The sequence below is a fragment of the Pseudomonas sp. genome, assembly GCF_049645325.1.
In the GTDB taxonomy this organism is placed as follows: domain Bacteria; phylum Pseudomonadota; class Gammaproteobacteria; order Pseudomonadales; family Pseudomonadaceae; genus Aquipseudomonas.
Map to the genome: position 1 here is coordinate 1 of NZ_JBARTQ010000667.1, position 12962 is coordinate 12962.

15 protein-coding genes are annotated in these 12962 nt (G+C 59.9%); 7 read left to right on the forward strand and 8 right to left on the reverse strand.

Annotated elements, in window-relative coordinates:
* Positions 1-436: 436 nt before the first annotated feature.
* Positions 437-802 carry a DUF6124 family protein gene (locus WBB95_RS28575; protein ID WP_424490632.1) on the forward strand — a complete coding sequence of 122 codons (366 nt, stop codon included), beginning with the start codon at positions 437-439 and terminating at the stop codon, positions 800-802.
* Between the two features lie 147 nt (positions 803-949).
* Positions 950-1171: a hypothetical protein gene (locus WBB95_RS28580; protein ID WP_242168943.1), complete on the forward strand. Its 222-nt coding sequence runs from the start codon at positions 950-952 to the stop codon at positions 1169-1171.
* 107 nt (positions 1172-1278) lie between these two features.
* Here the strand turns inward: WBB95_RS28580 and WBB95_RS28585 are convergent, their stop codons facing one another.
* The gene (locus WBB95_RS28585) at positions 1279-2466 is read right to left on the reverse strand and encodes an MFS transporter (protein WP_424490633.1); all 1188 of its coding nucleotides are present in this window, start codon (positions 2464-2466) and stop codon (positions 1279-1281) included.
* A 480-nt stretch (positions 2467-2946) separates the two neighbouring features.
* Here WBB95_RS28585 and mqo point away from each other — a divergent pair, with 480 nt between their 5' ends.
* Positions 2947-4602: a malate dehydrogenase (quinone) gene (gene mqo / locus WBB95_RS28590; RefSeq protein ID WP_424490634.1), complete on the forward strand. Its 1656-nt coding sequence runs from the start codon at positions 2947-2949 to the stop codon at positions 4600-4602.
* A gap of 67 nt (positions 4603-4669) precedes the next feature.
* Here mqo and WBB95_RS28595 read toward each other — a convergent pair whose 3' ends face one another.
* A complete protein-coding gene (locus tag WBB95_RS28595) occupies positions 4670-5506 on the reverse strand; it encodes a LysR family transcriptional regulator (protein WP_424490635.1) in 837 nt (278 codons plus the stop codon).
* A gap of 98 nt (positions 5507-5604) precedes the next feature.
* Between WBB95_RS28595 and WBB95_RS28600 the strand changes: the two genes are divergently transcribed.
* Positions 5605-6504: a DMT family transporter gene (locus tag WBB95_RS28600; protein ID WP_424490636.1), complete on the forward strand. Its 900-nt coding sequence runs from the start codon at positions 5605-5607 to the stop codon at positions 6502-6504.
* Between the two features lie 130 nt (positions 6505-6634).
* Complete coding sequence (locus WBB95_RS28605; protein ID WP_424490637.1) at positions 6635-6964, forward strand: YXWGXW repeat-containing protein; 330 nt, start codon at positions 6635-6637, stop codon at positions 6962-6964.
* Positions 6965-6994: 30 nt separating this feature from the next.
* On the opposite strand, the gene WBB95_RS28610 is transcribed toward WBB95_RS28605, so the two are convergent.
* The 4 genes from WBB95_RS28610 to WBB95_RS28625 form a co-directional block, all read right to left on the reverse strand.
* Positions 6995-7372, reverse strand: coding sequence for a hypothetical protein (locus WBB95_RS28610; RefSeq protein WP_424490638.1), 378 nt, complete (start codon positions 7370-7372; stop codon positions 6995-6997).
* Positions 7373-7408: 36 nt separating this feature from the next.
* Positions 7409-7753 carry a hypothetical protein gene (locus WBB95_RS28615; RefSeq protein ID WP_424490644.1) on the reverse strand — a complete coding sequence of 115 codons (345 nt, stop codon included), beginning with the start codon at positions 7751-7753 and terminating at the stop codon, positions 7409-7411.
* Positions 7754-7854: 101 nt separating this feature from the next.
* Positions 7855-8250 carry a PIN domain-containing protein gene (locus WBB95_RS28620; RefSeq protein ID WP_424490639.1) on the reverse strand — a complete coding sequence of 132 codons (396 nt, stop codon included), beginning with the start codon at positions 8248-8250 and terminating at the stop codon, positions 7855-7857.
* A complete protein-coding gene (locus WBB95_RS28625; protein ID WP_424490645.1) occupies positions 8247-8504 on the reverse strand; it encodes an AbrB/MazE/SpoVT family DNA-binding domain-containing protein in 258 nt (85 codons plus the stop codon). Before WBB95_RS28625 ends, WBB95_RS28620 begins: the two co-directional genes overlap by 4 nt.
* 155 nt (positions 8505-8659) lie before the next feature.
* Here WBB95_RS28625 and WBB95_RS28630 point away from each other — a divergent pair, with 155 nt between their 5' ends.
* A complete protein-coding gene (locus WBB95_RS28630) occupies positions 8660-9052 on the forward strand; it encodes a RidA family protein (protein ID WP_424490640.1) in 393 nt (130 codons plus the stop codon).
* A gap of 4 nt (positions 9053-9056) precedes the next feature.
* Here the strand turns inward: WBB95_RS28630 and ppnN are convergent, their stop codons facing one another.
* Both ppnN and WBB95_RS28640 read right to left on the reverse strand, forming a co-directional pair.
* Positions 9057-10430, reverse strand: a complete 1374-nt coding sequence (gene ppnN, locus WBB95_RS28635) for a nucleotide 5'-monophosphate nucleosidase PpnN (RefSeq protein ID WP_424490641.1) — start codon at positions 10428-10430, stop codon at positions 9057-9059.
* Positions 10431-10579: 149 nt separating this feature from the next.
* The gene (locus WBB95_RS28640) at positions 10580-11404 is read right to left on the reverse strand and encodes an aspartyl/asparaginyl beta-hydroxylase domain-containing protein (protein WP_424490642.1); all 825 of its coding nucleotides are present in this window, start codon (positions 11402-11404) and stop codon (positions 10580-10582) included.
* Between the two features lie 275 nt (positions 11405-11679).
* On the opposite strand from WBB95_RS28640, the gene fabV reads away from it, so the two are divergent.
* Positions 11680-12873, forward strand: coding sequence for an enoyl-ACP reductase FabV (fabV, locus tag WBB95_RS28645; protein WP_424490643.1), 1194 nt, complete (start codon positions 11680-11682; stop codon positions 12871-12873).
* The last annotated feature ends 89 nt before the right edge of the window (positions 12874-12962 follow it).

A 12962-nucleotide genomic window follows, 5' to 3' on the forward strand; every position in this document is an offset into this window, starting at 1 on the left:
GGTTAGTAGGGGGCTATTTTTTATTTTGGGTTCCATGTCGATAGACATACATCAAATCCATTGAGAGTACATGGCTCTAATGATATCAATGTGATATCAATAAATAAAGTCTGGAAAATTTTAGGTCAGGCCTCGTTTTTCTAGGAAGTTTCCCACACTTTTCTCAGCTTGCCACTCAGACCTCCCCTAGCTAACCTCCCCCAGCCGCTGACAATCCAGCGGCCGGATGTGGAAGTCCGACCAAGCTGAAGGCGTTCAATCGCCCATAAACACCTACCGCCGTTTTTTTACGTCTGTATGATTGCTTATGGCGGCTGTGCGCGGGGCACTTCGGTGCGCCGGGTCCTTTAGCCCTGGTCTTCCACACCTGCGTACAGCTGCCACCCTCATGTGGAAGTGAGTTTGGTAGTTCCTGGAATTCTAAAGGAGCTTCGCCATGTACAAGGTCACACCTAATCCGCCACATGCCTCAAACGTTGAACCCACTGACGCCAAGCTTCATGCTGCCGCTCAACGTGCTATCCATCACTACCTGCCGCCGTCTGACGACCAAAATCCCGCAGAGCAACCACCCAGCAATTTATTCTCCGTCAGCCCCAACATCGACACCGAAACCCTCCTAGCCAACGCCGCCGAGCAGCTCGATTCCGCCAACCAAATGGCCGCCACCCTGGCCTTCGACCTCGAAGACCCGCACCGCGCCATCATCCTCGGCATCCAACAACTCATCGACCTAAGCGCGCTGCTCGTCAGCCGAGCCCAAGAGCAAGTCGCACCCGCCGCCAGCCCAGCTACCGCCTGACCCCCAACCCCGCCGCCTTACCCACAAGGCGGCAACCTGAACCCCTGCTGTCACTTCGCAAAGTTTCATAATTCCCTGCACCGTTGAGGACTACGCTCCCACTCAAGAGAGGCCCCCCGCACCTCCAGCCCATAGGGAACTGAAAACATGATCTCGAACCTGGTTAAAGTCGCGCTGATTGCCGGCACCTTGCTGTTGGGCGCTTGTTCGACGGGGTCGTCGGGCGGGAGCAGTGACCCGTGTTTTTCGGGGGGATGTCAGGCGTTTGGGGACCATAGCCCGAGCAAGGCGGCCAAGATGAATTTTGGCGGGAGTGGGTTGGGGAGTAGTTATGGGGAGTATGGGTCGGGGTTGTTGCATGATGATTGATAGGGTGGTGGGGCAGTCATTTGTTGGTTGACTGACCCACCGCTATCGCGGGCAAACCCGCTCCCACATTAGAGTTTCCACATTGAGGTGTGGTGGTGTGGGAAATGTCAGTGGCCGCCTTTCATGCGGCGGGCGATGAGGTAGATGCCTAGGCCGACGAGCGCTGTGGCGGCGCCGATGTAGCCGGTGCTGGTCCAGCCGTAACCCGCCGTAATTGCCATACCGCCAAACCACGGCCCCAGCGCGTTCGCCAGGTTGAACGCCGCGTGGTTGGACGCCGCTGCCAAGCTCGGCGCTTCGTGGGCAATATCCATCAAGCGAATCTGAAGCGGCGCCGCCATGGCGATCATGGTGCCGACCAAGGCGATGCCCAGCAGCACGCTCCACAGCGAGCTCGCGGCGAAGGTGAAGAAGATCAGCACGGCCATCGACCACACCATGATCCAGCCCACGGCGCGAAACTGCAGGCGGTCGAACAGTTTGCCGCCGGCGATGTTGCCGATGATGCCGCCGACGCCAAACGCGGCGAGGCCGAAGGGAATCCACTGCGGCGAGACTTTGGTGACTTCGAGCATGGTCGGCGCGAGGTAGCTGAACACGCAGAACATGCCGGCAAAGCCAATCGCGCCGATCGACAGCGCCATCCACACCTGCGGTTTGGTGAAGGCGCGCAGTTCTTTGCGCGGGTCGCTGCGCGGTTCGTCGTGGCGGTCGGGGACGAATTGCCAGACCAGGGCGATGGTGCACAGGGCAATCACGCTGACCAGCGCGAACGCCGAGCGCCAGCCCAGGTGTTGGCCGAGGAAGGTGGCGATGGGGTTGCCGAGCAGCATGGCGAGGGTGAGGCCCATCATCACGCGGGCCACGGCGCCAGCGCGTTTGTCATTGGGCACCATGCTGGAGGCGACGACGGCGGCGATGCCGAAGTAGGCGCCGTGGGGCAGGCCGCTGATGAAGCGGAAGGCCACCAGCGAGCCGAAGGTCGGGGTGAAGGCGGTGGCGAGGTTGCCCAAGGCGTACAGGCCCATCAGCAACAAGAGCATGTGTTTGCGCAGCAGCTTGGCGCCGAGGATGGCGAGCAGTGGCGCGCCGACCATCACGCCCAATGCGTAGGCGCTGATGGCGTGGCCGACCTGAGGTTCGCTTAAGCCCAGGTTTTGCGCAATGTCGGGCATCAGGCCCATGATCGCGAATTCGCCGGTGCCGATCGCGAAGGCGCCCACGGCCATGGCCGCTTCCATTTTGGCGGCGCTGCGCGCGGGCAATACGTGCCCGGGTGTTTGCTGGATAGTCATGGGTAACTCTGTGTGGAAGGTTTGCACGAAGGACAGCGGCCGATGCTACGCAAACGGCGGCGAAGGTGTCTAGGACAGCCTTTACCCGATAGTCGCAGGCCTGTGACCCCACGTCGCGTCTGTCAGGCTTGACACTGTCTCGGAAAAGTCCCTTTTAGCGCTGTCAATTGGCCAAACAGCGCATATCGGCTGTCTGCCGTGATATTCTGCGCGCCGTCTTGGTCTAGTCTTTCCCCGGTGCGTACACCCGTATACGTCCCGGCGGTTGGCTGTTGCCCAGGTAGCTGAAGCCAATAATGATAAAAAGTCAGCGCAGAAGGGACATAAACAGTGAGGTCGATACGTCGGCCTTGTGTGCCCACCCTGCGGTCCTCACGTGAATGTGCAAACCCCGCGGTGCGTTGCCTGACGCAGCGTGATAGCGGGTTGCCCATGATCCGGGGCGGTGGGGCGGATGGCGTTTTATCATAGGTGCTACTGATGTTTAAGAAAGTAAACACTGCCCTGCTGGGGCTGGCTTTGTCGATGGGGATCACGTCCGTTCACGCGGAAGAGGCAAAGAAAGTCGATGTGCTGCTGATCGGCGGCGGCATCATGAGTGCGACCCTGGGTGTTTGGCTCAACGAGCTGCAGCCGGACTGGTCGATGGAGATGGTCGAGCGCCTTGATGGCGTGGCCGAAGAAAGCTCCAACGGCTGGAACAACGCCGGTACCGGTCACTCGGCGTTGGCTGAGCTGAACTACACCCCGGAAGACAAGAACGGCAACGTTGAGATCCCGAAAGCGGTCGAGATCAACGAAGCGTTCCAGATCTCCCGTCAGTTCTGGTCCTGGCAGGTCCAGCAGGGCGTGCTGAAGAACCCGCGTTCGTTCATCAACTCCACGCCGCACATGAGCTTCGTGTGGGGCGATGACAACATCAAGTTCCTGAAAAAACGCTACGAAGCCCTGCAAGCGAGCCCGCTGTTCGCCGGCATGCAGTACTCCGAAGACCCGGCGCAGATCGCCAAGTGGGTTCCGCTGATGATGGAAGGGCGTGACCCGAACCAGAAAATCGCGGCCACCTGGACCCCGATCGGCACCGACGTGAACTTCGGCGAGATCACCCGCCAGTTCGTCGCTCACCTGCAAACCACGCCGAAGTTTGACCTCAAACTGTCGAGCGAAGTGCAGGACATCACCCGTAACGCCGACGGTTCGTGGCGTGTGAGCTACAAAAACCTGAAAGACGGCACCAAGACCGAAACCGACGCCAAGTTCGTGTTCATCGGCGCGGGCGGCGGTGCACTGCACCTGCTGCAAAAGTCGGGCATTCCTGAAGCCAAGGACTACGCTGCCTTCCCGGTGGGCGGTTCGTTCCTGGTGACCGATAACCCAACCATCGCCGAGCAGCACCTGGCCAAGGCCTACGGTAAAGCCTCGGTTGGCGCGCCACCGATGTCGGTTCCGCACCTGGACACCCGCGTGCTGGATGGCAAGCGTGTGATTCTGTTTGGCCCATTCGCGACCTTCTCGACCAAGTTCCTGAAAGAAGGCTCGTACCTGGACCTGCTGACCAGCACCACCACCCACAACATCTGGCCAATGACCCGCGTCGGTGTGCGTGAGTACCCGCTGGTCGAGTACCTTGCTGGCCAACTGATGCTGTCGGATGACGACCGCTACAACGCCCTGAAAGAGTACTTCCCGAACGCCAAGAAAGAAGACTGGCGCCTGTGGCAAGCCGGTCAGCGCGTGCAGATCATCAAGCGTGACGAAGAATTGGGCGGCGTGCTGAAACTCGGCACCGAAGTGGTCAGCTCGGCTGATAACAGCATTGCAGGCCTGTTGGGTGCATCGCCAGGCGCGTCCACCGCAGCTCCGATCATGCTGACCGTGCTGCAGAAAATCTTCAAAGACAAGGTCGCGACCCCTGAGTGGCAAGCCAAGCTGCACCAGATCGTACCGAGCTACGGCACCAAGCTGAACGACAGCCCTGAAGCTGTTGCCAAGGAATGGGCCTACACCGCTGGCGTGCTGCAACTGACGCCACCGCCTGCGATTCCGCAGTTGACCGCTCCAAAGGCTGCCGAGTCCACCGAGGCTGCCAAGCCTGCGGCTGAGCCGAGCAAGCCAGCGTCTGACCTGGCGCTGTAAGCCAAGCCGGATGTAAAAAAAGCCCGCTGAACCGGTAACGGTCAGCGGGCTTTTTTGTGCGCGGCGTTCAGACCCTGAAGTGCCGGATTTGCTCATGCAGGTGCAAGGCCAGTGCATTGCCGGTATCGCACAGCAGGTACAGATGCTGCGCGGGCAGTGGTGGCAGTTCGGTCATGTGCTTCAGCCCTTGGCCCATGCGGCTTTGTTCCATCAGCCCGACCGCCACGCCACTGCGCACACAGGCTTCAACGGCGGATGAGTTGGGGCTTTCGAGCAGCAGGCGATGGTAAACCCCGTGGTCCTTCAGCGCCTGCAACGCGGCGGCGCGGTACGGGCAACCGGCGACGGGCACAGTGATGGGCAGCGGCGCGCTCGGCAGGTAGCTGAAGGTCTCGGCCGCCACCCACAGTGGCTGCACGGCGCCCAGGCGTTCGCCCTGGGCCAGCGGGAGAGCGCTGACGGTGATTGTCAGGTCCAGTTGGTTTGCCATGAACAGGTTCAGCAATTCCCCACTGGTGCGGGCTTCGACTTCCAGCTCCAACAGCGGGTTGTCGGCGATCAACCCGGGCAGAAAGGCCTCGATGAAGGACGGGGCATAGGTGTCGGGCACGCCCAGGCGAATTTTGCCCTGCATGCGCTGCGGCATCAGCGAGATGAGCAGGCGGTCGTGGCTCTTGAGAAATTCAGTGGTCTCGCCCAGCAGTTTCTTGCCGTAAGGCGTCAGCTCCACGCCCTGGTTGCTGCGGATGAACAGGCGCTGGCCCACTTGGTCTTCGAGCTTCTGAATCTGCGTGGTCACGGTGGAGGCGCTGCGGTGCACGTGCTCGGCCGCCTCGTTGAAGCGCTGGAAGCGCGCGACCGCGTGGAAGGTGCGCAACAGGTCGATATTCAGGTGTTTGGCCATGGTTCCACTTTTGCGGATTAGTGGTGCTAATTATTCGAATATACAGAAGCATGTGCGGCTTTTAGTCTGGGCGTCAACCTACAAAGACGGGAGGCTGCATGAAGCGCTCAACCCTGGGGCTGTTGTTGCTGCAAGTCGCGTTTGTGCTGTCGTGGAGCTCCGGCTACATCGGCGCCAAGCTCGGCACACAAGGCGGTGGGGCATTCAATCTGCTGTTTTGGCGGTTCCTGCTGGTTTCGGTGTGCCTGGGAGTGTTCTTGAATGTCAGGTTGCTCAAGGTTTCCTGGGCGCAGATTCGCCACTACGCCGTCATCGGGTTTCTGTCGCAGTTCCTGTACCTGAGTTGCCTGTACGTCGCGATCCAGAATGGTTTGCCGCCCGGCATCGCGGCGATTATCGCGGCGCTGCAGCCTTTGATGACGGCGGCCTTGTCGACCGGCAGCGCCACGGAGCGCAGTGGCGGCTGGCAGTGGGCGGGGTTGATGATCAGTTTTGTCGGCGTGGCGGTGGTGATCGCCGGGCAGTACGGCAGCGGTGGGCAGCGGGTCGGTCTGGTCATGTATTGCTTGCCACTCGCGGCGGCGCTGGGGCTGACGCTGGCGACCTTGTATGAACGCCGCAGCGTGCAACATCAAGGTGCGGGGCTGGTATTGCCGCTGTTTATCCAGTCGCTGTTGACCTTGATCGGCTTTACTGGCGCGGTGCTTTACACCGATACGCTGAGCATTCCCCGCGCGCCCAACGTGCTGATCGCTATTGTCTGGCTGACGGTGTTTTCCACCTTCGTCGCCTACCTGAGCCTGTGGATGCTATTGCGGGTAATGAGCGCGACCCACGTGGCGGCATTGGTGTACCTGGAACCGCCGGTCACCCTGGTGTGGGCGGCGCTGATGTTTGGCGATGTGATTCGTGGGTCAACCTATGCCGGTATCGCCGTGGTGATCGCCGGGCTGCTGCTGGTCCGGCTCAAGCGACCGACCGTCGCGTGTGCTTCCTGAGGTCGGCAGGTTCAGCAAACCGACAGACATCACCTGTTAAAAAGTACCCAGGGCCGAGCAGGAGCGAGGCTGTAACAAGGGGGCTTTTTTACTGGTGCACGTATTGGGCGTTGGTGCCCGAGGGTTTTGTATGTTGCTACGTTATGCGGCAATGGCGGCGGTAGTCGTCGCGGCGTCCGGGTGTGTGCAAGAGCGCGTGGTGCATGAGCGCGGGCCGGTTCAGCGTGAGTACGTTGAAGTGGTTGCGCCGCAACCGCCGCCGGTGCAGGTGATCGAAGTTGAGCCCGCAGCGCGTTATGGCTATGTGTGGTCGCGGGGGTACTGGCGCTGGCAAGGCGGGCGCTATGTGGCGGTGCACGGCCATTGGGAGCAAGTGCGCGAAGGCTATCGTTATGTGCATCCGCACTGGGTGCAACGCAATGACGGTTACCACTGGCAGGGCGGTGGCTGGGTTCGTTGACTGGTTGTAAAGCAGCGCTTTGCCGATGAATCACTGCCGTGACGCAGCCCCGATAGAGTGCTTAAGGCTTTTCGGGGATTTCATGGCCTCCGTGAGTTTTTCATTGGCAAATGCGCTTCGGCTTGTTTTGTCCAGCGGCAAGCCATTTGCCCGGCACCACTCGGTGAGCCCTTCAGGCGTGGTGTAAACCTTATGGGTGACAAAGCCGCGCCGCTCATACTGCTTCATCCCCCTCATGGCCTGTTTGTGCCACAGCGCGTACGTGTCATGCAGGGTGTCCCGATCTTCGTAGATCAAAAGGAACTGCGCGTATTGAGCTGCGTCGCGATACCAAAAAAAGCCAACATCGGTCACTTGGTTTTCGCGAAACATTTTAATCTGCTCAGTAACCGATTTTTTTGGGTACATGATTTCGTTGGCCTCATGTCGCTATGAGCGAATGGCTCATATAGGTTTTTTAGTCCCCAGCAAGCGCACTTCCCGCAGCAGCGCGGCACCGAGCTGATCGGTTCCCAACTCCTTATAGCCCACGGCTTTAACATCGCCGTTCTCTTCCGCCTGGATGATGATCACTGGCGTCTCTTTGCCGGTGGCTTCGTCCACATGCAATGCATATTGCGGAATGTCCAGCTTGATCGGCGTGCCCGCCGCCTTGCCCTTGACGTTGATCAGAAACGCCGCACACCCCGTGTCCACATCAGTGCTGGTGGCGGAGCGGCCGCTGACGAAACAGGTTGGTGGCAGGTCGGGCCAGGCGATGGTGTCGGCGTTGGCCACGGCAGACGCCATGCTCAAGGTAGCGAGAAGAAGCATGCGCACGTGAGTGTGTCTCTTGATCAAGGTTGAACGCGATTTTTACCAAAGCCTGAACGTCGTCGCAATGCCGGGGCTCAGGCCAGCTGTTTCATCCCCGCCGCCTTGGCCGCGTTGAGGTCGAACGTGGCGGTGTATTTACAGCCTGCCGAGTGGGCACAACGTTCTATCAGGCAGTCGGCAAAATCTGCGTTGTGCGCTGAAAATCGCCGCAGGGCCTGCCAGATGATCTCGGCATGCTCGACGATCAGCTCGCGGGTGCGCAGCAGCGTTTCCAGCACGGCCACCACGTCACTCTTGGCCGATTGATAGCAACGTTGTAGCACCCACACCAGCTCCACGACCGACACCAGGCTGACAAAGCCCGGCGAAAGGGTGGTGAGCGATTCAATCAGCTCGCAGGCCTTGGGCGATTGAACGGGATCATCCTGGGTGACATAACGCACCAGCACATTGGTATCCAGGCCGATCATCCGGCTTTTGCTCCCTGAGCCGCGATGGCGCGGTTCATGTCCTCAAGGGACACGGCCTGGGCGGGTTTGCGGATCAGGCCCTTGAGGTCGTGCACGGTTTTGCTGGCTGCGATGATCGAAAATTTACCGTCTTCCATTTCAACAAACTCAACGCGGTCGCCCGTTTCCAGGCCCAGGGCAGTCCTGACCTGTACGGGAATAGTGATTTGGCCTTTTGAAGTCAGTGTGGCGGTCGCCATATTAAAAATCTCCATCGTGATATTCCTTACCTTAGGGTAAGGAATAGTGGAGGACAAGGTCCGTTGGTCCATAGGTCGCTCTTCTGGTGTGGGTGAGTCGGAACAGGTAAAACGATAGCCCGACTTATCCCGTCGACACGCCTGAAAACGACTGTAAAGAGATACCGCATATGACCGAGCGTAAACACATCATTCCCCCTGCCATGCACGCCATCGTCGAGCGCGCCGGCTACGTGCCAGCGGTCAAGGTCGGCAACACGCTTTACTGCGCAGGCCAGGTTGGCCGCACAGCGGCACTGGCGGTGATCGAAGACCCGGAGGCGCAATTCATCGCCGCCTGGCAGAACCTGCAGGACGTGTTGGAGGAAGGCGGTTGCAGCTTTGAAGACGTGGTGGACATGACCACGTATCACGTGAACATGGGGCAGCACATGGCGGTTTTTCGCGAGGTGAAAAACCGCCTGTTCCCACGTGGGCACTGCGCCTGGACGACTATTGGCGTGTCAGAACTGGCGCATCCCGGTTTGCTGGTGGAAATCAAATGTGTGGCGGTGCAGCGCTAGGCGCTTACTGAACCACGCGATAACACGGCACATACGCCGCGCCGCCCGGCAACTTCATGCGGTGCTGGGCGACAAACGCCTGCAGCAACTCATCCAGCGGTTTCATGATGGCCGGGTCGCCATGGATCTCGTACGGGCCGTGCTGTTCGATCAGGCGGATGCCTTTGTCCTTGACGTTGCCCGCCACGATCCCCGAGAACGCGCGGCGCAGGTTGGCCGCGAGTTCGTGCGCCGGCAGCGTGTGGCTCAGTTGCAGGCTGGCCATGTTTTCGTGGGTCGGGTCGAACGGGCGCTGGAAGCCTTCGTCGATCTTCAGCAGCCAGTTGAAGTGGAACGCGTCGTTGCGCTCGCGGCGGAACTGCTTCACGGCCTTGAGCCCTGCGGTCATCTGGCGCGCGACTTCAGCCGGGTCGTCGATGATGATCTGGTAGTGCGCCTGCGCCGCTTCGCCCAGGGTAGCGCCGACGAACGCGTGCAGTTGTTGCAGGTACGGCGCGGCGTGTTTCGGCCCGGTGAGGATGACCGGGAACGGCACGTCATGGTTGTCCGGGTGCATCAGGATGCCCAGCAGGTACAGGAACTCTTCGGCGGTGCCGGCGCCGCCCGGGAAGATGATGATGCCGTGACCGACGCGCACGAAGGCTTCCAGACGTTTTTCGATGTCCGGCAGAATCACCAGCTCGTTGACGATGGGGTTCGGCGCTTCGGCGGCGATGATGCCCGGCTCGGTCAGGCCCAGGTAACGGCCGCCGGTGATGCGCTGTTTGGCGTGGGAAATGGTCGCGCCTTTCATCGGACCTTTCATCACGCCGGGGCCGCAACCGGTGCACACGTCGAGGCTGCGCAGGCCCAGTTCGTGGCCGACTTTCTTGGTGTATTTGTATTCTTCGGTATTGATCGAGTGCCCGCCCCAGCACACCACGATTTTCGGTTCGACACCCGGGCGCAACGTACGGGCATTGCGCAGCAGGTGGAACACGTAGTCGGTGATGCCCTGGGAGTTGCTCAGGTCGATGCGCTGGCTGTCCAGCTCGTTCTCGGTGTAGACGATGTCGCGCAGGGCGCTGAAGAGCATTTCGCGGGTGCTGGCGATCATTTCGCCGTCGACGAAGGCGTCGGCGGGGGCATTCAGCAGTTCCAGGCGCACGCCACGGTCCTGCTGGTGGATGCGCACTTCAAAGTCTTTATAGGCGTCGAGGATGGTCTTGGCGTTGTCGATGTGCGCGCCAGTGTTGAGGATGGCCAGGGCGCACTGGCGGAACAGGGTGTAGATGCTGCCGGTACCGGCTTCACTCAGTTGCTGCACTTCACGTTGGGACAGGGTTTCGAGGCTGCCCTTGGGGCTGACGGAGGCATTGATGACTTGACGTTGGGGCATTCTGATTCCTTGAAAGCATAGCCACCGCACCCGCCAGGGGCGGCGATGGCTTGAAATGGTGAGCGCCGATTTCGGTCGCACGAGACGGTTAGTCTGGCCGCCTCGCAGGCAGGGCGCAAACACCGTCAGGCACCATCATGCCGCAGAACTTACTGAATCAGCTTCCAGTTTTTGTAGAAAACCCGACGCAGGGTAAACACCAGCCCGGCAAAGCCTGCGATCACGGCGTTGAGCACCGTCGGCAGCGGGGTCGGACGCACAATGTCAATGAACAGGCAGTAACGTTTTGCGTCGTTCTTGTTGAAAGAGGCATGCATCAGCGTGTCATCGAAGATGAACAGCGGGTCATCGTGCCAGTAGTGCTTGTGCTTGCCCACCTGGATGTACACGCCATCGTGGTGCGGCGCCGGCGCCATGTTGTAGAGCACGCGGAACATCATGCGCAGCGGGCCGAAGTGGAAGGACGTCGAGCGGTTTTCGTTGAACACGGACACGCCGATGGTCTTCACGAACGGCAGCTTCTTGCGCAGTTGCGGGATGTCCAGGGTGGTTTCGATCGGGCGGCCGTACCACTGGAAAAACAACATGCCGCGCTTTTTCTCGGCCATGCGCTCGTCCAGGTAACTGATGATTTCGTCCTTGTTGGCCATGGCGTCGTCGATCACCTGTTGCAGGTCTTCACGCCAGGCCGGCGGCAGGTCGCGCATTGTGTAGACGTGACGGTTGCGGCTGCTCAGCAGGTCGAACAGGGTGTTGAACGGGGCCAATATCCAAGTGTTTCGGCCGCTGCCGATGAAGTATTTCTTGATCGTGTCGCTGTCATACAGGCCGTTACGCAGGAAGTCGTAAACGCCGCATACCACCACCAGCAGCAGAAATACCAACGTCGTGAGTGGGAAGCAGTAAATAAACAGCAGTACCCCGAGCACCCAAGCGACTGAGATCAGTTTTTTTTGAACAGCACTTTTACTCATGAAGCGTGGCTCCGAACCTGAAACATAGCGAAACAATCCCGCCATGATAGTGGGTTATCACGGCGCCGGGCGTTTTAAATATTGCGAATTTGTGAAGGCCTGACACAGTTTTTAACCTTTGGCTGCGGCCTCTTGGGCGTTTTGCCGATTGGATTTTGTAAACACAAGATTTGCGACTATCGTGACGCTTCGGTTTTTCAGGCGTCATAGACCGGTACGAATGAAGTTGAATGGCCACCACTGGCCGTCGACCCCTTGGAAGAGGCACAAATTTTATGATCATCAAACCGCGGGTTCGTGGCTTTATCTGTGTGACCGCTCACCCTGTTGGCTGTGAAGCGAACGTCAAGCAACAGATCGACTACGTGACCCAACACGGCGCCATCGAAGGCGGCCCGAAGAAGGTGCTGGTACTCGGTGCTTCCACCGGTTACGGCCTGGCCGCGCGCATCAGTGCTGCGTTTGGCTGCGGCGCCGACACCCTGGGCGTGTTTTTTGAGAAAGAAGGCGAAGAAGGCAAGCTGAGCTCCGCCGGCTGGTACAACAGCGCGGCGTTCGAGAAGTTTGCGGTCGAAAAAGGCCTGTACGCCAAGAGCATCAACGGCGACGCGTTCTCTGACGAGATCAAGCGCCTGACCATCGAAACCATCAAGAAAGACCTCGGCAAGATCGACCTGGTGGTCTACAGCCTGGCCGCGCCACGCCGTACCGACCCGCAGGGCGTGGTGCACACCTCCACCTTGAAGCCGATCGGCAAGGCCGTGACCCTGCGCGGTATCAACACCGACAAAGGCGTGGTGGTCGACACCACCCTTGAGCCTGCGACCCAGGAAGAAATCGACGGCACCGTGAAGGTCATGGGCGGCGAAGACTGGCAGCTGTGGATCGACGCCCTGCGTGACGCCGATGTACTGGCTGAAGGCGCCAAGACCACCGCGTTCACCTACCTCGGTGAAAAGCTGACCCAGGACATCTACTGGAACGGCTCCATCGGCGAAGCCAAGAAGGACCTGGATAAAAAAGTCCTGACCCTGCGCGACAACCTCGCGGCCCTCAAGGGCGACGCCCGTGTGTCGGTGCTCAAGGCCGTGGTCACCCAGGCCAGCTCGGCGATCCCGATCATGCCGCTGTACCTGTCGCTGCTGTTCAAAGTGATGAAAGAGCAGGGCACCCACGAAGGTTGCATCGAGCAGGTGTATGGCCTGTTCAAGGACAGCCTGTACGGCAACGAGCCGAAGCTCGACGCCGATGGCCGCCTGCGTGCCGACCTGGCCGAGCTGCAACCGAAAGTCCAGGACGCTGTGGCGGCGCTGTGGAATCAGGTCACCGACGACAACGTCAACGAGATCAGCGATTTTGCCGGCTACAAGGCAGAGTTTCTGCGCTTGTTCGGCTTTGAAATCGACGGCGTGGACTACGAAGCCGATGTGAACCCGACCGTGAAGATCAAAGGCCTGATCCAGGCCTGAGCACGGTTGTAAAAATGTGGGAGCTGGCGTGTGTGGGAGCTGGCTTGCCTGCGATAGCATCACTGCGGTGTGACTGTCACGCAGTGATG